Genomic DNA, 19,476 nt, shown 5'->3' with positions numbered 1-19,476 from the left:
ATGATGGCTCAATTGTACCCGACTTGGCTACTTTGATACAGGGTCGGCAACCTGCCACGCTACGCCGCGCTCGTTTAGGGTTTTCTGCATGGCGGCGGATGGTGGGCGGTCGGTAAACAGCTTATCGAATGCGCCGATATCGCCCAGTCTGACCAAGGCATTGCTGTTGAACTTGCTGTGGTCGACGCCAAGATAGCGCACGCGGGCATTGTTCACCATCGCCTGCATGACGCTGACTTCCTTGTAATCGTCATCCAAAAGCGAGCCGTCGTTTTCTATGCCGTGGGTACTCATGATGGCATAGTCAACTTTGAATTGGTTGATGAAATCGACGGTTGCCACGCCGGTAATACCGCCATCCAAGGGGCGGACCACGCCGGAAGCGATGATGACCGTGTAGTCGGTACGTGCCGCAGTGATGGAGGCGGCGTAGATATTGTTGGTGATAATTCGCAGGTTTTTACGCTGTCTGACCAACTCGGCGGCGACGGCTTCCATGGTGGTGCCGATGCTGATAAACAGCGAGGCATTATCGGGAATGGTGGAAGCAATCAATCGGGCAATGGCATTTTTTTCCTGCTGCTGATGGTTGCGCCGCTCCTGCCCTGCCGTTACGACTGAAACGTCGCCCAAAGATGCGCCGCCGTGATAGCGTTTGAGCTGTCCGGTTTCGCTCAACTCCTGCACATCGCGGCGTATGGTTTGCGGCGTAACATCCAAATTCGCCGCCAATTCTTCCACCGTCATAAAGTTATGTTCGCGGACAAGGGTGAGGATATGTTCGTGTCTTTGGATTTTGGGTTTCATGGCGTTTCGCTTTGTAGGGATAAACCAATGGCCGTCTGAATATTTCAGACGGCCTTTTTATTGTCAAACCGATTACATCTCGAGTTTCTGTTCCAAGCGTTCCATACACGCGCCCAAGTGACGGCGCATGACTTTGGTCACACGGTTGCGCTTGCCTGCCAGCAACAAATCGAGGATTTCTCGGTGTTCATGGTGCGAATTGGAATCGATGTTGCGCTTTTCTTTGCGAAGCGGATCGGAAACAGCCACAATCAATGAAGAACGCGCGCACAAGGTATTCATGATTTCAAACAGGACATCGTTGTCCAGCAGCCGCGCCAATTCGACATGGAAGGCATTGGACAGGCGGTTCCAACCCACGCGGTCGCCGCTTTCGGAGGCTGCGCCCTCTTGCTCAATCATGGCGTAAAGCGGTTGCAGACGCGTTTCCAAATCAGGCATATCGATGAGGACGCTTAAAATCATGCTTTCCATTTCAATACGCGTGTTGAACACGTCTTTCATTTCTTTCAAGTCCGGCACATGGACAAATGCGCCGCGATTGGGCTGCAAATCGACGATTTTATCATGCGCCAAAAGCGACAATGCGCCACGCACGGTATTGCGCGAGCAAACCATTTGTCGGCAAAGCTCGGACTCGGTCAGTTTTTTGCCCGGCAGCAGCAGATGGTCGGTAATGCCGTCCAAAATCAAGGCGTACACGCGGAAGAGTTCGGAATCGTGACGCTCTTCCAAAATAAGCGATGAAGTTGCAGGCGCAACGTTGGTATTATTTTCGTAATCCATACTGTTTCCCCTGTATCCGTATTAAGGCGCAAGCGTTTACAAACCTGCAGCTTTCGGGGTTGTTTAAAATATAATTAAAAATTGTTGACAATGTTAAACGAAACTTGCACAATGAGATCAACAAGCCAAGTTATAAAGGCTGATAGAGAGAGAGAAAAAGGAATAAAAAGCAAGCAGATATATTCATGTTAATGCGTGAATATATCTGCTTTTTTGTGGGTAGCAGATTCACGCTCCTGCACTCCCATCCTGAAACCGCCCTATTCTGTTTCGACGATCTCGAAGCTATGGCTCATTTTTGCCGCTTTGCCCAGCATAATCGATGCGGAGCAATATTTTTCGGCAGACATCTGTACGGCACGTTCGATCGCGCTTTCTTGCAAATCCCGACCATACACTTTGAAGTGGATATGGATTTCGGTAAACACGCGCGGCGCGGTGTCGGCGCGTTTGGCAGTCACTTCGGCACGGCAGTCGGTGATTTTTTGGCGTTGTTTCTCGGCAATCATCACGACATCGATGCTGGAACAGCCTGCTACACCCAACAACAGCATTTCCATCGGGCTGGGGCCGCGTTTGACTTCGCCTTCAGCCGCCGCGCCTTCCATCACAACGCTGTGTCCGTTTGCCGTTGTACCGACGAAGCACATTCCGTCTATCCATTTTGAAGTAACTTGCATGGTGTCTTTTTTATCCGTAAAAGCATTAATCCGATATTGTAAACAATTTCAAGTGATAAACCTAGTCAGGCCGTCTGAAAAATACAATCAATTACAATCGGCCTGAACGCATTATTCGTCCCGATACGCCCAATGGTTGACCGGCCCGTGCCCTGCCCCGATGCCCAAAGGATGGGAAATGGCGGCGGCAATATAGTTTTTTGCCGTTTGAACCGCCTCGGGTACGCTAAACCCTTTTGCCAACTCGGCAGTAATGCAGGCCGAAAACGTGCAGCCCGTGCCATGCGTATGCGGCGTCGGGAAACGTTTGCTGTTTAGCTCAATGGTTTCGTATGGCGTAAACAGCCAGTCGGTGCAATATTCGCTTTGGCTGTCGGCAAGATGGCCGCCTTTAATTACCACATTTTTCACGCCCCAATCCTGAAGAATTTTAGCGGCGCGTTCCGCATCTTGGCGCTTTTCAATATTGATACCCGTCAACGCCTGCGCTTCGGGCAGATTGGGGGTCAAGACGTCCGTATGCGGCAGCAGCAGGCGTTTCATGGCTTCGACGGCTGAGTTTTCCAACAACGGCGCGCCGCCTTTGGCAATCATGACCGGATCCAACACGCGTTTGCCAAAATCGCATTCGGCGGTTTGTTCCGCCACGCATTCGATGATTTCCGCCGTACCCAGCATGCCGATTTTATAGGCACGGATTTGGAAATCCTCCTGAATCGCGGCAATTTGTGCGGTAATCATGTCGGTCGGTATTGGATGCACTGCCGATACGCCCAAGGTATTTTGTGCAGTAACCGCGGTCAGTACGCTGGTGCCGAACACGCCGCGCATTTGAAATGTCTTCAAATCCGCCTGTATACCCGCGCCACCGCCGGAATCTGAGCCGGCAATCGTCAGCGTTTGAATAAAAAGTTCGTCCATCGTGTCCTCCTGTTTTTCAGACGGCCTTGTGTTTATCGTTGTTGAGAGCAGTTTGGTTTTATCCGCAAACAAAGGCATTCGCCGTCTATTTTTCCGAATGCCTTATCTGTTGTTTTACCAAAAACAAACGTACGTTCTCGGGCGGAATATCTTAACAAACAAAAGGCCATCTGAAAACTATTTTCATTTTCAGATGGCCTGTTCAATTTTAAACCTATTCAGGCTTAATCTTCATATGCATCAATCGGCAAGCAGGAGCAAACCAGATTGCGGTCGCCATACACTTCATCTACCCGTTTGACGCTCGGCCAGAATTTGTTTTCGCGCACGAAAGGCAGCGGGAAGACGGCTTCTTCGCGGGAGTACGGATGCGCCCATTCGCCGGTTACGTCGGATGCGGTATGCGGAGCATTCACTAGCGGATTGTCCTCTTTCGGCCATTCGCCGCACTCGACTTTCAGCACTTCCTGTTTGATTTGTTTCAGGGCGGCGATGAAGCGGTCGAGTTCGGCTTTGCTTTCGCTCTCGGTCGGCTCGATCATCAGCGTACCGGCAACAGGGAAGGAAACCGTCGGTGCGTGGAAGCCATAGTCCATCAGGCGTTTGGCGATGTCGGTTTCGGTGATGCCGCTTTCGGCTTTGAGCGGACGCAAATCGACGATACATTCGTGCGCGACGCGGCCATTTTTGCCTGTATACAGAATCGGATAGTCTTCGCTCAGACGTTTGGCAACGTAGTTGGCGTTGAGCAATGCCCAGCGTGTTGCCTGCTCCATGCCTTGTTTGCCCATCATGGTCAGGTACATCCAAGTAATCGGCAGGATGGACGCAGAACCGAAGGCCGCAGCAGCAACGGCGGTTTGGTCGGCACTGGCGCTGTGGGTGTCGGTCAAAGCGTGTCCCGGTGCAAACGGGGCAAGGTGGGCTTTCAAACCGATAGGGCCGACGCCCGGACCGCCGCCGCCGTGAGGGATACAGAAGGTTTTGTGCAGGTTCATGTGCAACACGTCCGCGCCGACTTCGGCAGGCTGCATGATGCCGATTTGGGCGTTGAGGTTGGCGCCGTCCATGTAAACCTGTCCGCCGTTTTCATGGATGATGCGGCAGATGTCGCGGATGCCTTCTTCGTACACGCCGTGGGTGGACGGGTAAGTAATCATGATAGCGGACAAAGCGTCGCGGTATTGTTCGGCTTTGGCTTTCAAATCGTCGATGTTGACGTTGCCGTGTTCGTCGGTATCGACAACGACGACTTTCAAACCCAGCATAGCGGCAGTCGCAGGGTTGGTGCCGTGGGCGGATTTAGGAATCAGACAGATGTTGCGGTGTCCCTCGCCGTTGGCTTCTTGATAGCGGCGGATGGAGAGCATGCCGCTGTATTCGCCCTGCGCGCCGGAGTTGGGCTGGAAGGAAATCGCGTCAAAGCCGGTGATGGCTTTCAGGCTGTTTTCCATGTCGGTCAAAAGCGCGCGGTAGCCTGCGGCTTGGTCTTTGGGGGTGTAGGGGTGGATATCGGTGAACTCTGCCCAAGTAATCGGCAACATTTCTGCAGTCGCATTGAGTTTCATGGTACAGCTGCCCAATGAAATCATGCTGCGGTTCATCGCCAAATCGCGGTCTTCGAGTTTCTTCAGATAGCGCAGCATTTCGTGTTCGGTGTGGTAACGGTTGAACACGGGATGTTGCAGAATGTCGTCCTGACGCAGCAATTCGGCGTTCAGACGGCCTTTGACATCATCGGCAAATGTGAACGTATCCTTGCCGGTAAACGCGCGGTACAAATCAACCAAATCTTCGTATGCCGATGTTTCATGGAATGCAGCCGCAACTTGAGTATCGTTGACGCGGCGCAGGTTGTAACCCGACTCCAAAGCAGCGGCAAACACTTGGTCTGCTTTCTCTTTGCTGCCGAAATCAACGGTAACGGTATCGAAGAAGACTTTGTGAACCATATTCAGGCCGTCTGAAACCAGCGCATCGGCAAAGACAGAAGCCAACGCATGGATACGGTTGGCAATGCGTTTCACGCCTTCAGGACCGTGATAAACGGCATACATACCGGCCAAGTTCGCCAGCAATGCCTGTGCGGTACAAATATTGGACGTGGCTTTTTCGCGGCGGATGTGTTGTTCGCGGGTGGACAACGCCATGCGCAGCGCGGGTTTGCCCGATGCGTCTTTGGATACGCCGATGATGCGGCCCGGAGCGGAGCGTTTGAACTCGTCTTTAAATGCGAAATAAGCGGCGTGCGGCCCGCCGAAGCCCATCGGCACGCCGAAGCGTTGGGTGTTGCCCAACGCAATATCTGCACCCAATTCAGCCGGAGACTTCAGCAAAACCAAACTCATGATGTCGGCGGCAACGGCCACGATTGTGCCTTTGGCTTTCAGACGGCCGATAACGTTCTGCAAGTCTTGCACGTCGCCGTCTTTACCGACGTATTGGAACAGCGCGCCGAAGTATTCGCCGTCATCAGCTTGGGCAAAATCTCCGACCACCAATTCAAAGCCGAAATATTTGGCGCGGGTTTTCATCACGTCCAAAGTTTGCGGATACACGCGCGCATCCACAAAGAAACGCTCGGATTTCACTTTGCCCACGCGGTGCGCCATCGCCATCGCTTCGGCGGCGGCAGTTGCCTCATCCAGCAAAGACGCGCCTGCCACAGGGAAACCGGTCAAATCGATACACACTTGTTGGAAGTTCAACAAAGCTTCCAAACGACCCTGGGCAATTTCCGCCTGATACGGGGTGTAGGCGGTGTACCAACCCGGATTTTCCAATACGTTGCGCAAAATCACGTTCGGCACGCGGGTCGGGTAATAGCCCAAACCGATATAGGATTTGTTGATCATGTTTTTCGACGCGATGCCTTTCAATTTCGCCAACGCGTCCGCCTCGGTCAAAGCTTCGGGCAAATCGAGTTCGGACGGCATACGGATGCTTTGCGGCACAGTATTGCCGACAAAATCGTCCATGCTCTTCTCGCCGAGCGCTTCCAAAAGCGCAGCCTCGTCGCCAAAGCTCAAATGGCGCGCGGCAAATTCGTTCGGGTTGAACAATTCAGATAGTTTCATTTCTACTCCTTCGGTGTTATCGATATCAACACTGTTTTTTCTTGCAGATGTTGTTTCAGACGGCCTCCGCCCACTTTGGACGACATGCCAATATTTCCCTATAAACCGGACAGGTTTCCACATGCGCGCCGGGCAGGTAGCCGGTACTCATCAGAAATTCGCCGACGATTTCGCCGCCGACAAATTTGAAATGTTTTTTAAACAGCTTCACCCATTCAGCCTTGTCGAACGGATGGTGTGTATCCAGCCAGTTTTTAAATGAACCGTATTCTTGCTGTATTTGTTTGATTTGTCGCGCGTTATAAATGGCTGCGTTGATTTTCAGGCGGTTGCGGACGATGCCCGCATCGGCAAGCAGTCTCTCAATATCGGCTTCGTCAAATGCGGCGACCGTATCGATGTCAAAACCTTTAAATGCCGTCTGAAATGCCTGCTGCTTCTTCAGCATCAGCGTCCAGCTCAATCCTGCCTGATTGATTTCCAACACCAGCCGCTCAAACAATTCATTGTCATCCTCAATCGGAAAACCGTATTGCGTGTCGTGATAATGTTTGTTGGGGTTGTCCGTATCGTCAGGAAGCGTGGCGACAAATTCGCAGTAATTCATGTTTGTTGAGGGAAAATTGAAACAAAGGCCGTCTGAAAGCATTTTTCAGACGACCTAAGACCTGCAATATCAAACAGGCACAAAACCTGTTTAGATGTTTGCAAAAATCAAGCTACTTCGCCTGCGTATTGTTCGGCAGTCAGCAGACCGTCGTAATCGGCAGGGTTGGCAGGTTTGATTTTGAAGAACCAGCCTGCGCCGTAAGGATCGCTGTTGGCAGTTTCCGGAGCGCTTGGCAGATCTTCGTTGACAGCAACGATTTCGCCTGCAATCGGCGCGTATACGTCAGATGCGGCTTTTACAGACTCAACCACACCGGCTTGCTCTTCGGCAGCCAGGTTTGCACCGACTTCAGGCAGCTCGACAAACACGATGTCGCCCAACAGCTCTTGCGCGTGGTGGGTAATGCCGACGGTGATGGTACCGTCTTCTTCAAGGCGCAGCCATTCGTGACTGGCAACGTATTTCAGTTCTGCTGGGATATTGCTCATGGTTTGATACTCCATTGATAGGGGTTATTTTCAGACGGCATCTGCACAGCTTAGCGTGCGCAGATACCTCGTGCGATTAATTCTTCCAAGCGTCCGTAATGGACGGCAATCATATTGTTTTTATCTTGTTCCAATTTTTGCTTTTGAGCGGAAGGAAGTTTAGGGGATGCAGAATAATCCAAATATGCTTCGTTTATCTTGCGCTTGTTACTTGCCATTACTCCGCTTGCACGGAATACAATGATTCCTTGTTTGGATCTCATATTGTCTGCAACGGCAACCTTCAGGCCTTTGCTGCGGTAATCTGCACAAATGCCTGTAACTGCCGATACTTTATCCACTTCAACTGTTCCCGCATAACGGCTGAACGCATACAGGGTAAATGATTTCGCTTGCGACAATGATTTCAGGTCGGAAGCACGGCTTCTACCCTTATTATCTTGCACGGCAATACTCAAATCATCATTCATGCGGATAATATCAAGGGCATATTCCCTGTCTATCGTCACCTCGCCGGCAATCTTTCCATTGCCGCCAACGGTTTTCATAAATATTGCAGTACGAGATTTTCCTTCTGTATCGAAAAACATCAATCCGCGCTCGCCGGCAGACGAAGCGCAAGCCGATAACATCAATAACAACAATAAATTGCAGAAGGTTACTTTCATAGGAAATAACAATTCCTTAAAACCTGCTTTCAGACGGCCCTTAACAAATAAAGGCCGTCTGAACCGATATTAATCAAACTGTTTTTGACCATTTCGGACAAACGGCAGCTTCAGTACACGTACGTCCACTTCTTTACCGCGCATCAGCACTTTGGCGATATCGCCGTCAAAATCTTTCGGTACGCGAGCGATGGCGATGGATTGTTTCAGGCTTGGAGAGAATACGCCGCTGGTGGTTTCGCCTTGGCCTTTGTCGGTCAACACTTCCATATGCGCGCGCAGGATGCCGCCTTTTTCGAGCAACAGGCCGACCTGTTTGACGGCAACGCCTTTTTCTTTCAATGCCAGCAAGGCGGCTTTGCCGACGAAATCGCGGCTTTCGTCTTTCAAATCAACGGTCCAGCCCATACCTGCTTCGAGCGGGCTGGTGTCGTCGTCCATATCGTTGCCGTAGAGGTTCATACCGGCTTCCATGCGCAGGGTGTCGCGCGCGCCGAGGCCGCAAGGCTGTACGCCTGCTGCTTGCAGGGCTTTGAAGAATGCGACGGCTTCGGTGCCCGGCAGAATCACTTCGACGCCGTCTTCACCGGTGTAGCCGGTGCGGGCAACAAACCAGTCGTTGCCCAAATCCGCGCCTTGGAACGGTTTGAGGCCGTGAATTACGTCTGCCCATTCAGGTTTGACGGTCAGGAGTTTTTCGATGGCTTTAGGACCTTGTACGGCAAGCATGCCGAGGTCGTAGCGCGGGTTGAAGGCGACGCCGAACTCTTGTCCAACTTTGTGGAATTGCGCCGTGTCTTTTTCGCGGGTCGCGCCGTTGGACACGATGCGGTATTGGGTTTCGGCTTCGTTGGTGCGGTAAACAATCAAGTCGTCAATCACGCTGCCGTTGTCGTTGAGCAAAGCGGAATAAAGGGCTTTGCCGACAAAAGCGAGTTTGGCGACATCGTTGGCAATCAATTTGCGGAAAAAGGCTTTGGCATTTGCGCCTGCTACGTCGGTAACAAGCATATGTGATACATCGAACATGCCGGCGTCGGTGCGCACGGCTTCGTGTTCGGCGATTTGTGAACCATAATGGATGGGCAGCTCCCAGCCGGCAAAATCTACCAGCTTCGCGTCTGCATCTTGATGGGCTTGATGAAATGGGGTGGTTTTCAGAGCAGTCATTCTCAAGTTTCTCCGGATTTTTTGTTCAGATGCCGCCCGCGCACCTGTGCGCGGATGACCCTATCTGTCCTTGAACCTGAGATTTTCGGCCGTATCCGCATGATGGCAAACCAGTCTGCTCACTGTTTTGCGCGGTTGTCTGAATGGTGGTTCAGACGGCCTTCTCCCCTTCGGTGGACGTTATTCAAACGCCGCTCTCCAGATTGTTTGTTTCAATGTGCAGTCCCTGATACCTGAGCGATTTAAGGGTGTCTGCGCCTTCGGTGGTTACATTGTAGTTAGGTGTAACACTCTCCTGCACATTTCCCGATTATGTCTTGAATCGGCGGTTTGGGCAAGTAGCCGACGAATATTTATGATGTGAATATTCGTCTTTTTATTGGGGCGGCAAAATCTGAGCCTTTATAAAATTGTTAACTATGCGGCAAATGTTTTTGCAAAAGTCTCAGGCCGTCTGAAGCCCTTACCTGTTTTTCCTATATAATTCTGTTTTTTCGATTTATCTGCGTCCATCATGAACCGCCTCAAACGCATTAAAACCATCCTCTGCACGCTCTACCGCTACCGCCTTGCCGAGCTGATTGCCTCGCTGGTCCGTCCGGGTTGGGCGCGGACTTTCCTCAATATGCTGCCGCAGTCGTCCAAGTTCAAACACGAGACGCCTGCCGTGCGCCTGCGTTTGGCTTTGGAAAGCCTGGGGCCGATTTTCATCAAATTCGGACAGGTATTGTCCACGCGCCCCGATTTGATTCCGCACGATTACGCGGTCGAACTGGCAAGGCTGCAAGACAAAGTGCCGCCGTTTGACGCGCAACTTTCACGCTCGCAAATCGAAAAATCACTGGGACAATCCATCGACACTTTATACGCGGAATTTGAAACCGAGCCTGTCGCCAGCGCGTCCATTGCCCAAGTACACAAAGCCCGCCTGCATTCGGGCGAACAGGTCGCCGTGAAAGTCTTGCGCCCCAACCTTTTGCCCGTTATCGAACAGGATTTGTCGCTGATGCGCTTTGGTGCAGGCTGGGTAGAACGTTTGTTTTCAGACGGCAAGCGTTTGAAGCCGCGCGAAGTGGTGGCCGAATTTGACAAATACCTGCACGATGAATTGGATTTAATGCGCGAAGCCGCCAATGCCAGCCAGCTCGGACGCAATTTCCAAAACAGCAATATGCTGATTGTGCCTAAGGTGTTTTACGACTACTGCACCAGCGATGTGCTGACCATCGAATGGATGGACGGCACACCGGTATCCGATATTGCCAAACTCAAAGCCGACGGCATTGATTTGCACAAACTTGCCGATTACGGCGTGGAAATCTTCTTCACGCAAGTATTCCGCGACGGCTTTTTCCATGCGGATATGCACCCCGGCAATATCTTGGTCGCTGCCGACAACCGCTACATCGCCCTCGATTTCGGCATCGTCGGCACGCTGACCGATTACGACAAACGCTATCTCGCCATCAACTTCCTTGCCTTCTTCAACCGCGATTACCACCGCGTCGCCACCGCCCACATCGAATCGGGCTGGGTGCCTGCCGACACGCGTGCGGAAGAATTGGAAGCCGCCGTCCGCGCCGTGTGCGAACCGGTGTTCAACAAACCGATTTCGCAAATTTCCTTCGGCTTGGTGCTGATGCGCCTGTTTGAAGTCAGCCGCCGCTTCAATGTCGAAATCCAACCGCAGCTGGTATTGCTGCAAAAAACGCTGCTCAACATCGAAGGTTTGGGCCGCCAACTCGATCCCGATTTGGACTTGTGGAAAACCGCTAAACCGTTTTTGGTGCGCTGGATGAACGAACAGGTCGGCCCCAAAGCCCTTTGGCGCAACCTCAAAAACGAAGCCCCCGACTGGGCGCAAATCATCCCTTCCCTGCCGCGCAAAATCAGTGCGCTGGTTGACGAAAACCGCCAACAGGAAATGCGCGATGCCTATGTGCATCTGGTCAAAGTACAGCAACGCCAAAGCCTTTGGTTGGCTGTGATTGCGGTTGTTTTGCTGCTGATTTTGCTGTTTAAGTAAACTGTAATACAGCTTTAAACGACATAATAAAGGCCGTCTGAAATCGATTTTCAAACGGCCTTTTATATGCCGACCTATTCTTTTTTCTCGTGTTGAACATATCCGCTCTCAGCTTCGATATGCCGTCTGAAGCGCAAACCTGCGGCATGGTAAAACGGATGCGGCGAGAATTGGCGTGATACTTGCGAAGCGAAGATGCACGTCAGCAGCATCCAAAACAGTAAATTCTGTCCGCCCGTCATTTCCATTACCACCACGGCGGCGGTCAACGGCGATTGGGTCGCGGCGGCAAGGAACGCGGCCATGCAGAGCAAAACCGCGACATTGGACGCGTCGCCCAGTTGCGCGAAAGAAGCCATGTGTTCGCCTATCATCGCGCCGATAGTTAACGACGGCGTGAAGATGCCGCCGGGAATGCCTGCCCAGTAGCTGAACACGGTTGCCGCCCATTTCGCGGCGGCCAAACCAAACGGCGCTTCATACGCGCCTTTGAGTGCGGCTGCGGCTTCGTGATAGCCCGTACCATAGGTTTTGCCTTGATAAAACGTGCCGAGCAGCGCCAGCAAGATACCCATTACAAAGGCGACCACCAACAAATGACGGCGGATGAAACTGCGCCAGCGTACCGGTGCGAATGCCGCCGCACCGCGATACAAAAAGCTGCCGAACAATCCGCCTGCCACACCGCAGACGATGCCCGACACCGCGGCCCACATCAGCATGTTTGGCAGCTCATGCCCTTGAAAACCTGAAAAATACGGGTTGTTGCCCTGTATCGCCACTTGAATGAAACCGGCTGCCAACACGCCCATCAGGATTTGGCGCTCCCAACGCAAAAGCACGCCGCGCCCCAATTCTTCGATGGCAAACACCACGCCGGCCAAAGGTGCGTTAAACGCTGCCGCCAAACCACCAGCCGCACCTGCGGCAATCAAATCGTTTTCCTGCATGCCCCTAAACGCCAGCCCGTGCTTTTTACACCACGCGCCCCAAGCGTTCATGACCGCCGCGCCCACTTGTACAGACGGCCCTTCCCTGCCGATCGACGCTCCCAAAATCATGCCCAAAAACGTCAGCGGAATCTTAAAAAAGGTTTCGCCCAGACGAATCAAACGGGTTTTCTGCGCGCCATAAGGCAAAGACAACGAAGCGATGACCTGCGGAATACCGCTGCCGGAAGTGTACGGCGCAAATTTGCGCGTAAACCATGCCAAAAGCGGCAAACCCAGCGGCAAAGCCACCCACGCAAACCACGGATATTTGCCCGCCAGCAAAGCATTCCATTCCAAAGCCAAATCCGCCAAGTACGCAAACATCAAAGCCGTCAGGGCAACCAGTGCCGAGCCTGCCAGCAAAAACAGAAGGGCAATGCTCTTTTTCGACAGGCGTTTGGTTTGGCGGATTTTGTGGGCGAGGCGCGCCGCCCAAGTCTGGGGAAATTTCATCATAAACACGCAGTCAATGTGTTCAGACGGCCTTGATACTTTTCTCAAAGGCCGTCTGAACACAAGAATAAAGGTTTTTAAGAACGGTAATCCGCGTTAATCGACACATACTCGTGCGACAAATCGCAGGTATAGACGGCCGCCGTCGTATCGCCGCGTTGCAAATCGATGCGGACGGTGATTTCCGGACGGTCCATCACCGCTTGTCCTGCTTCTTCGGTATAGCTTTCCGCGCGGCCGCCGTTTTCAGCCACCAACACGTCATCCAGCCACATTTTCAAAGCATCGACATCCAAGTCTTCAATACCGGCATAGCCGACGGCTGCCAACAGACGGCCCAAGTTCGGGTCGGAGGCAAAGAAAGCGGTTTTCACCAAAGGCGAATGAGCGACGGCATAAGCCACTTTGCGCGCCTCTTCGCGGTTTTTTGCGTTTTGCACTTCAATCGTGATGAACTTGGTCGCACCCTCGCCATCACGGACAATCGCCTGCGCCAGTTCCAAAGCCAGCGAACCGAGCAAGGCTTTGAGCTGCGCATAGCGCGGATCGGCGGTATTGTCGATTTCGCTCTGACCGCAACGGCCTGTCGCCATAATCACGAAGCTGTCGTTGGTGCTGGTATCGCCGTCCACGGTAATCGTATTGAAACTTTCGTCTGCGATTTCTTGCGTCATCAGCTGCAAAATCGGTTGGGACACTTTGGCATCGGTAGCGATAAACGACAACATGGTCGCCATATTCGGATGAATCATGCCCGAACCTTTGGCGATGCCGGTAGCGCGGACTGTGTGTTTCTCGCCGACCAGACCTGTGCGTGAAGCAGCTTTCGGCACAGTATCCGTCGTCATGATGGCACGGGCCGCGTCCGACCAAAATGCAGGGCGCACTTGCGGCAAAGCGGCCACGATTTTATCCACAGGCAGCGGCTCCAAAATCACGCCGGTCGAAAACGGCATAATCTGATTGGATTGGCAGCCGACCTGTTCCGCCGCCGCTGCACACACTTTAATCGCGTCCAAACGGCCTTGTGCGCCGGTACCCGCATTGGCATTGCCCGTATTAATGACCAAGGCACACACACCGTCTTGGTCAAACAGATGCGACTTGGCGATATGCACCGGCGCGGCGCAGAAACGGTTTTGCGTAAACACCGCGCCCACCGTATGTCCGCCGCCCAACACCATCAGCGTCAAATCGTCGCGGTCTTGTTGCTTGATGCCGGCACGACCTGTAAACAGACGGATGCCGTCGATTTCCAACAATTCGTCTGCACGTTTTTCAGTCAAATTTACAGCCATATCATTTTCTCCTGTTTACACTATTTTCAGACGGCCTAAACGCTATACGCCCAATAAGGGAATCAAGATAGGCACCAATATCGCCGTCAACACGCCGTTGAGCGTCAAGCCCAAGCCGGCATATGCGGCCATACGGCGGCCGTATTCCAAAGACGCTGCAATACCCATCGCATGGGAAGCCGTCCCTAAAGACATTCCCACTGAAGAAGGCATATACAACGTCCCTTTCAACACTTTATATCCGGCCATCTGTCCAAAAAGTCCGGCAATAATCACCGTTGCCGCCGTAATCGCCGGAATACCGCCGACCGATGCCGTGATTTCAATCGCAATCGGGTTGGTCACGGATTTGGAAGCCAGCGACAGAATCACTTCGCGCGAAGCGCCCAGCCATTTGGCAAAATACACGCCCGTAACAATACCTGTCACGCTGCCCGCTAACTGCGACAGCACCACCGGCAACCACTGGCTGCGGATACGGTCCCAATTTCGATAAAGCGGAACCGCCAGCAACACGACTGCCGGTTTCAACCAAAAATCAATAAAATGCGAAGCAGAATGGTATTGCTCGTAATCGATGGCAAATACCTTCAAATAACCCATCAACACCAGCGTACTGATCAATACCGGATTACACAGCACATTCCCCGTGCGCGCCCGAATCTGCACCGCCAAAGCATACACGGCCAAAGTCAGGAACAACATGACCGAGGGCATACGCAACAGCCCGTCTATGTTCATCACATCCACCTCCTGACCCACTCATGCACTTTGCCGGTCACCAACAATACGCAGATCGTACTGCCGATTGTGGCCGTCAAAATCGAAAACCAGTCGTTTGCAATCACGTCCAAATAGCTGATGACGGCCACGCAAGGAGGCACCAAAAACAAAGTCAGGTTTGCCATCAAAATGTCTGCCAGCTCTCCCACCCAAGACAATTTGACCCAGCCGGCCTGAAGCGCGACAAACAGCAAACCCATGCCGACAATACTGCCCGGCAGTTTCAACCCCAAAATCCAAACGGTTGCCTCGCCCAAAGCCAAGCAACCCAATACCACCAATAAGGCACGAATAATATTCATTAAGCCGGTTTCTCCTTATCCTTTTTCAGACGGCCTCAAAAAATTTATTAATCATTGAATCATATCGTGCCACAGGCCGTCTGAAAAGGGAAGAAACGCCTTCCTACAAGTTTAATGAAAGATAAGTATGATTACTCTAGCGGATTGGCTTAGGCAATGTCGAAACCCCTACCCTGCTTTTTGTCTTTAACGGCCGCTGCAAACCGGGCATTCGGGATTACGTCTCACTCCGTATTGCCGCCATTGTCCGCTCAATGCATTGTAGGTAGAAAGTTTGCCGTGCGACGGCGTACCGATACCGGTCAGCACTTTGAGCGCTTCGGCGGCTTGGGTCGTTCCGATAACGCCGACCAATGGCGAAAAAACGCCGAACAATGCACAAGCGCCGTCGCTGGCTTGTTCGCCGTCAAACAGACAGGCATAGCAAGGCGTATCGGGAAGATCGGGACGGTACACGGCGATTTGTCCGTCAAAGCCGACGGCCGCGGCGGAAACCAAAGGCGTGCGCGTGGCAACGGCGGCGCGGTTGACCGCCTGCCGCGTGGGATAATTGTCGGAACAATCGAGGATGATGTTGGCGGCGTTTGCCAATTCAACAAGCTTGGCTTCATCGAGAAATTCGACAATGGCGGTAATGTGTGTTTGGCTGTTGATCTGTTTCAGACGGCCTTGCATCACCAAAGCCTTGTTTTTACCGATGTCGGCTTCGGTAAACGTGATTTGGCGTTGAAGGTTGGTCTCGTCGATGGTATCGGCATCGGCAATCGTCAGGCTGCCGATACCGGCAGCGGCAAGATACGGCAAGGTCGCCGCACCCAGTCCGCCGCAACCGACAACAAGCACATGGGCGGCCAAGAGTTTTTCTTGGCCTTCGATACCGATTTCGTCAAGCAGGATATGGCGGCTGAACCGCAAGAGTTGTTGATCGTTCATCATAATAATAAGGCCGTCTGAAATCCAATGTTCAGACGGCCTGAATGGTTTAGAAATTAATATTTTCGTATGCGTTGTCAAACAGGAAAGGACGGCCTTCGCTGCTGGTTTCGGATTCGAGGCGGATGCCGCTGAGCATCATATTGCGGTCAACGTCTTTCATCATGTCGTAAACGCTCAAGAGCGCCAAATTGAGGCCGGTCAGGGCTTCGGTGGCAATGCTGCCGTTGCTGTTCGCTTGGACGGTTAGCGTGGCCTTCAGGCAGGCCAGCTCAACGTTAATATCGAAATCAACCTGCACGCCGATGATGCGTCCGGGCAGGTGCAGCGGAATCAGGTTGGCGGTCTGTTTGATGCTCTGAATGGCGGCAACGCGGGCGATGGTCAGGATACTTGCCTTTTCGGTGGCATTCTCTATCAACACCCGTATCGCCTGCTGGCTCATGTTGACGGTGCCGACGGCGACGGCGGTGTGTTGTTCAGGAAAATCGGGCTGGTTGGGAAATTCAATCATGGGTTTCTCGCCTCTGTTTTGATGGGCAATATTTTACGGCATTTTACAGACAGCGACCACGCAGCGGATATGGACGGCTTTTTTCCGGTTTGAAATGTATCGGACGGCAGCATTGGCAGTTTACAAAAATTTGCTATACAATGGATTCACGATACACCCAAATTAACATTTAAATAAGAGAAAAATCATGCAACTGCATATCTTAAATAATCCAAAAGATGCCGCTCTGGCGGCGGATGCGGAATTTTTAAAACAGTCTCTTTTCAATCTGCTGCATGAGGAAGCGTCGCCTTTGGTGGTCGAAACTGTTAAGTTATTATCGACTTCAGACGACAGCGCTGCCTTGATTGAGAAGGTGTTGCCGCAATTGGACGAACAACAAACCCACGATTTAACCTTAGCCTGCGGCCTGTTCGCACAGATTTTGAACATCGCCGAAGACGTGCACCACGAACGCCGCCGCCAAATCCACGAAGATGCCGGCCACAGCGCAGCAGAAGGCAGTCTGACGGAAACAGTGCGCAAGCTCAAAGCCGGAAAAGTCAACGGCAAAGCGTTGCAACAACAACTGGACAACACAGTCGTTACCGCCGTTTTGACCGCGCACCCGACCGAAGTGCAACGCCAAACCGTCTTGAGCTTCAACCGCCGCATCCGCGCGCTGCTGCCGCAACGCGAACGCTGCACTAATCCTGATGCGCTGGCTCAGTTGCGCCGCGAAATCGACACAGTCCTTTTGGGCTTGTGGCAGACCAGCGAAACGCGCCGCCACAAACTTAGCGTCAACGACGAGATCAACAACGGTGTATCCATTTTCCCAATGAGCTTCTTTGAAGCCCTACCCAAGCTCTACCGCACAATGGAACGCGATTTTCAGATGGCCTATCCCGGCGTCCGCGTTCCGAATATCCTTAAAATCGGCGGCTGGATCGGCGGCGACCGCGACGGCAACCCGTTCGTTTCTGCCGAAACCTTGCGTTTTGCGTTCAGACGGCATGCCGACGCAGTGTTCCGTTTCTATCGCGGCGAACTCGACAAACTTTACCGAGAATTGCCGCTCTCCATCCGCCGCGTCAAAGTCAACGACGACGTGATGGCACTGGCTGCCCTCTCGCCTGACGAAGAAATCGCCCGCACTGAAGAACCCTACCGCCGCGCCATCGCCTACATCATGGCACGCGCCATGGGCAAGGCACGCTCACTCGGTTTGGGCATGGGCTGCAAATTCGGCTTCCTCGAGCCTTATGCTACGGTTGAAGAGTTCCTCAACGACCTGAAAAAACTGCAACGCTCGCTCCACGAAAACGGCAGCCAACTGCTGGCAGAAGGCCGTCTGGCCGACATTATCCGCAGCGTGTCCGTGTTTGGCTTCCACATGATGCCGCTCGACCTGCGCCAACACGCAGGCAAACACGCCGATGTGGTTGCCGAGCTTTTCCAACACGCAGGCTTGGAAGACTACAACAGCCTGAACGAAGAGCAAAAACAAGCCGCCCTGTTGCGCGAATTGAGCCATCAACGTCCGCTGTACAGCCCGTTCATCACATACAGCGACCATACCCGTCACGAACTGGCAATTTTCAACGAAGCGCGCAAAATCAAAGACGAATTCGGTGAAGATGCCGTTACACAAAGCATTATTTCCAACTGCGAACAACCCAGCGACCTGCTCGCCTTGGCCTTGCTGCTGAAAGAAAGCGGCCTGTTGGTGGTGGAAAACGGCAAACCGCACAGCCGCATCAATATCGTGCCTCTGTTTGAAACCATCGAAGCGCTCGAAAACGCCTGTCCGGTCATGGAAACCATGTTCCGCCTCGACTGGTATGATGCCCTGCTCGAAAGCCGCGGCAACATTCAAGAAATCATGCTCGGCTACTCCGACTCCAACAAAGACGGCGGCTACGTTACCAGCTCATGGTGTCTGTATCAGGCCGAATTGGGCTTGGTCGAACTCTTCAAAAAATACGATGTCCGCATGCGCCTGTTCCACGGCCGCGGCGGCAGCGTAGGTCGTGGCGGCGGCCCTTCTTACCAAGCCATCTTGGCGCAACCTGCAGGCAGTGTTGCCGGACAAATCCGCATTACCGAGCAAGGCGAAGTCATTACCGCCAAATACGCCGACCCGGGCAATGCCCAACGCAACTTGGAAACCTTGGTTGCCGCGACTTTGGAAGCCAGCATCCTGCCGGATAAAAAAGACCCTGATGCCAAACTGATGCAGGATTTGTCGGACGTATCGTTCAAATACTACCGCGAACTGATTACCCACCCCGACTTCATCGACTACTTCCTGCAAACCAGCCCGATCCAGGAAATCGCCACCCTCAACCTCGGCAGCCGTCCCGCCAGCCGCAAAACCTTGGCGCGGATTCAAGACTTGCGCGCGATTCCGTGGGTATTCTCATGGATGCAAAACCGCCTCATGCTGCCGGCTTGGTACGGTTTCGGCAGCGCAGTGGAAACCTTGTGCGAAGGCAAACCCGAAACGCTCGCCGCCCTGCGCGAACACGCCCAAAGCAACCCATTCTTCCAAGCCATGCTCTCCAATATGGAGCAAGTGATGGCGAAAACCGACATCACCTTGGCGGAAAACTATGCTGGCTTGAGCGAATCGCCCGATAAAGCAAAAGTCATCTTCGGCATGATCAAGGAAGAATACCAACGCAGCCGCAAAGCACTGCTCGACTTGCTGCAAACCGAAGAGCTCCTGCGCGACAACCGCAGCCTCGCCCGTTCGCTTGCCTTGAGGATTCCATACCTGAACGCCCTCAACGGCCTGCAAGTCGCCATGCTCAAACGCCTGCGCAAAGAGCCCGACAATCCGCACGCCCTGCTGATGGTTCACTTGACCATCAACGGCGTGGCGCAAGGTTTGCGTAATACCGGTTAAGGCAGCACGGAAAGGCCGTCTGAAACAATTTTCAGACGGCCTTTTATCATAAAAACACACCAGCATTGCGGCTGTTTT

At 52.9% G+C, this 19,476-nt stretch carries 17 protein-coding genes and 1 riboswitch; of the genes, 2 read left to right on the top strand and 15 right to left on the bottom strand.

The features are described 5' to 3' along the window. Positions 1 to 27: 27 nt before the first annotated feature. The 9 genes from ACTHR2_RS07135 to gcvT form a co-directional block, all read right to left on the bottom strand. Positions 28 to 807, bottom strand: coding sequence for a DeoR/GlpR family DNA-binding transcription regulator (locus tag ACTHR2_RS07135; protein ID WP_063068458.1), 780 nt, complete (start codon positions 805 to 807; stop codon positions 28 to 30). Positions 808 to 879: 72 nt separating this feature from the next. Next, on the bottom strand, positions 880 to 1,593 hold the full coding sequence (locus tag ACTHR2_RS07130; RefSeq protein WP_004519550.1) for a GntR family transcriptional regulator: 714 nt from the start codon (positions 1,591 to 1,593) through the stop codon (positions 880 to 882). A 260-nt stretch (positions 1,594 to 1,853) separates the two neighbouring features. Then, complete coding sequence (locus ACTHR2_RS07125) at positions 1,854 to 2,273, bottom strand: OsmC family protein (protein WP_003679886.1); 420 nt, start codon at positions 2,271 to 2,273, stop codon at positions 1,854 to 1,856. A 111-nt stretch (positions 2,274 to 2,384) separates the two neighbouring features. After that, positions 2,385 to 3,194, bottom strand: a complete 810-nt coding sequence (thiD, locus tag ACTHR2_RS07120; protein WP_440375551.1) for a bifunctional hydroxymethylpyrimidine kinase/phosphomethylpyrimidine kinase — start codon at positions 3,192 to 3,194, stop codon at positions 2,385 to 2,387. Positions 3,195 to 3,418: 224 nt separating this feature from the next. After that, positions 3,419 to 6,271 (bottom strand): aminomethyl-transferring glycine dehydrogenase, encoded by a 2,853-nt coding sequence (gene gcvP, locus ACTHR2_RS07115; RefSeq protein ID WP_440375550.1) that lies wholly within the window; start codon positions 6,269 to 6,271, stop codon positions 3,419 to 3,421. A 55-nt stretch (positions 6,272 to 6,326) separates the two neighbouring features. Then, positions 6,327 to 6,878, bottom strand: coding sequence for a DNA-3-methyladenine glycosylase I (locus ACTHR2_RS07110; RefSeq protein ID WP_263338186.1), 552 nt, complete (start codon positions 6,876 to 6,878; stop codon positions 6,327 to 6,329). A 107-nt stretch (positions 6,879 to 6,985) separates the two neighbouring features. Then, positions 6,986 to 7,384, bottom strand: a complete 399-nt coding sequence (gene gcvH / locus ACTHR2_RS07105; RefSeq protein ID WP_063068454.1) for a glycine cleavage system protein GcvH — start codon at positions 7,382 to 7,384, stop codon at positions 6,986 to 6,988. 35 nt (positions 7,385 to 7,419) lie between these two features. Further along, positions 7,420 to 7,959 (bottom strand): hypothetical protein, encoded by a 540-nt coding sequence (locus ACTHR2_RS07100; protein WP_349306313.1) that lies wholly within the window; start codon positions 7,957 to 7,959, stop codon positions 7,420 to 7,422. A 147-nt stretch (positions 7,960 to 8,106) separates the two neighbouring features. Then, entirely contained in the window at positions 8,107 to 9,207 is a 1,101-nt protein-coding gene (gene gcvT, locus ACTHR2_RS07095; protein WP_440375549.1) for a glycine cleavage system aminomethyltransferase GcvT, read from the bottom strand. A 210-nt stretch (positions 9,208 to 9,417) separates the two neighbouring features. Continuing rightward, positions 9,418 to 9,515: riboswitch (glycine riboswitch) on the bottom strand. 206 nt (positions 9,516 to 9,721) lie between these two features. Between gcvT and ubiB the strand changes: the two genes are divergently transcribed. Beyond that, positions 9,722 to 11,233, top strand: a complete 1,512-nt coding sequence (ubiB, locus tag ACTHR2_RS07090; protein WP_440375548.1) for a ubiquinone biosynthesis regulatory protein kinase UbiB — start codon at positions 9,722 to 9,724, stop codon at positions 11,231 to 11,233. Positions 11,234 to 11,307: 74 nt separating this feature from the next. Here the strand turns inward: ubiB and ACTHR2_RS07085 are convergent, their stop codons facing one another. The 6 genes from ACTHR2_RS07085 to ACTHR2_RS07060 all read right to left on the bottom strand — a co-directional run bounded on the left by ACTHR2_RS07085 (position 11,308) and on the right by ACTHR2_RS07060 (position 16,508). Beyond that, positions 11,308 to 12,678, bottom strand: a complete 1,371-nt coding sequence (locus tag ACTHR2_RS07085; RefSeq protein ID WP_440375587.1) for a chloride channel protein — start codon at positions 12,676 to 12,678, stop codon at positions 11,308 to 11,310. Positions 12,679 to 12,755: 77 nt separating this feature from the next. Continuing rightward, positions 12,756 to 13,976 carry a bifunctional glutamate N-acetyltransferase/amino-acid acetyltransferase ArgJ gene (gene argJ, locus ACTHR2_RS07080; protein WP_440375547.1) on the bottom strand — a complete coding sequence of 407 codons (1,221 nt, stop codon included), beginning with the start codon at positions 13,974 to 13,976 and terminating at the stop codon, positions 12,756 to 12,758. A gap of 42 nt (positions 13,977 to 14,018) precedes the next feature. Next, positions 14,019 to 14,717, bottom strand: coding sequence for an LrgB family protein (locus tag ACTHR2_RS07075; RefSeq protein WP_440375586.1), 699 nt, complete (start codon positions 14,715 to 14,717; stop codon positions 14,019 to 14,021). Continuing rightward, the gene (locus ACTHR2_RS07070; protein ID WP_440345618.1) at positions 14,717 to 15,061 is read right to left on the bottom strand and encodes a CidA/LrgA family protein; all 345 of its coding nucleotides are present in this window, start codon (positions 15,059 to 15,061) and stop codon (positions 14,717 to 14,719) included. The genes ACTHR2_RS07075 and ACTHR2_RS07070 overlap by 1 nt, the downstream gene beginning before the upstream one ends. Positions 15,062 to 15,247: 186 nt before the next feature. After that, positions 15,248 to 15,994: a HesA/MoeB/ThiF family protein gene (locus tag ACTHR2_RS07065; RefSeq protein WP_440375585.1), complete on the bottom strand. Its 747-nt coding sequence runs from the start codon at positions 15,992 to 15,994 to the stop codon at positions 15,248 to 15,250. Between the two features lie 49 nt (positions 15,995 to 16,043). After that, on the bottom strand, positions 16,044 to 16,508 hold the full coding sequence (locus ACTHR2_RS07060) for a cyclic pyranopterin monophosphate synthase MoaC (RefSeq protein WP_004519536.1): 465 nt from the start codon (positions 16,506 to 16,508) through the stop codon (positions 16,044 to 16,046). 187 nt (positions 16,509 to 16,695) lie between these two features. Between ACTHR2_RS07060 and ppc the strand changes: the two genes are divergently transcribed. After that, a complete protein-coding gene (ppc, locus tag ACTHR2_RS07055; RefSeq protein ID WP_263338211.1) occupies positions 16,696 to 19,398 on the top strand; it encodes a phosphoenolpyruvate carboxylase in 2,703 nt (900 codons plus the stop codon). The last annotated feature ends 78 nt before the right edge of the window (positions 19,399 to 19,476 follow it).

Source organism: Neisseria sp. P0006.S004 (assembly GCF_051963015.1).
Taxonomy (GTDB): Bacteria; Pseudomonadota; Gammaproteobacteria; order Burkholderiales; family Neisseriaceae; genus Neisseria.
The sequence above is the reverse complement of the archived record's forward strand: the minus strand, read 5'-3'. Positions and strand labels throughout refer to the sequence as shown.

What these genes read in the sequence shown, in the direction of transcription:
- ACTHR2_RS07135 (WP_063068458.1), bottom strand. Translation starts at nt 807, where the DNA reads ATGAAACCCAAAATCCAAAGACACGAACATATCCTCACCCTTGTCCGC.
- ACTHR2_RS07130 (WP_004519550.1), bottom strand. Translation starts at nt 1,593, where the DNA reads ATGGATTACGAAAATAATACCAACGTTGCGCCTGCAACTTCATCGCTT.
- ACTHR2_RS07125 (WP_003679886.1), bottom strand. Translation starts at nt 2,273, where the DNA reads ATGCAAGTTACTTCAAAATGGATAGACGGAATGTGCTTCGTCGGTACA.
- thiD (WP_440375551.1), bottom strand. Translation starts at nt 3,194, where the DNA reads ATGGACGAACTTTTTATTCAAACGCTGACGATTGCCGGCTCAGATTCC.
- gcvP (WP_440375550.1), bottom strand. Translation starts at nt 6,271, where the DNA reads ATGAAACTATCTGAATTGTTCAACCCGAACGAATTTGCCGCGCGCCAT.
- ACTHR2_RS07110 (WP_263338186.1), bottom strand. Translation starts at nt 6,878, where the DNA reads ATGAATTACTGCGAATTTGTCGCCACGCTTCCTGACGATACGGACAAC.
- gcvH (WP_063068454.1), bottom strand. Translation starts at nt 7,384, where the DNA reads ATGGAGTATCAAACCATGAGCAATATCCCAGCAGAACTGAAATACGTT.
- ACTHR2_RS07100 (WP_349306313.1), bottom strand. Translation starts at nt 7,959, where the DNA reads ATGTTTTTCGATACAGAAGGAAAATCTCGTACTGCAATATTTATGAAA.
- gcvT (WP_440375549.1), bottom strand. Translation starts at nt 9,207, where the DNA reads ATGACTGCTCTGAAAACCACCCCATTTCATCAAGCCCATCAAGATGCA.
- ubiB (WP_440375548.1), top strand. Translation starts at nt 9,722, where the DNA reads ATGAACCGCCTCAAACGCATTAAAACCATCCTCTGCACGCTCTACCGC.
- ACTHR2_RS07085 (WP_440375587.1), bottom strand. Translation starts at nt 12,678, where the DNA reads ATGAAATTTCCCCAGACTTGGGCGGCGCGCCTCGCCCACAAAATCCGC.
- argJ (WP_440375547.1), bottom strand. Translation starts at nt 13,976, where the DNA reads ATGGCTGTAAATTTGACTGAAAAACGTGCAGACGAATTGTTGGAAATC.
- ACTHR2_RS07075 (WP_440375586.1), bottom strand. Translation starts at nt 14,717, where the DNA reads ATGAACATAGACGGGCTGTTGCGTATGCCCTCGGTCATGTTGTTCCTG.
- ACTHR2_RS07070 (WP_440345618.1), bottom strand. Translation starts at nt 15,061, where the DNA reads ATGAATATTATTCGTGCCTTATTGGTGGTATTGGGTTGCTTGGCTTTG.
- ACTHR2_RS07065 (WP_440375585.1), bottom strand. Translation starts at nt 15,994, where the DNA reads ATGAACGATCAACAACTCTTGCGGTTCAGCCGCCATATCCTGCTTGAC.
- ACTHR2_RS07060 (WP_004519536.1), bottom strand. Translation starts at nt 16,508, where the DNA reads ATGATTGAATTTCCCAACCAGCCCGATTTTCCTGAACAACACACCGCC.
- ppc (WP_263338211.1), top strand. Translation starts at nt 16,696, where the DNA reads ATGCAACTGCATATCTTAAATAATCCAAAAGATGCCGCTCTGGCGGCG.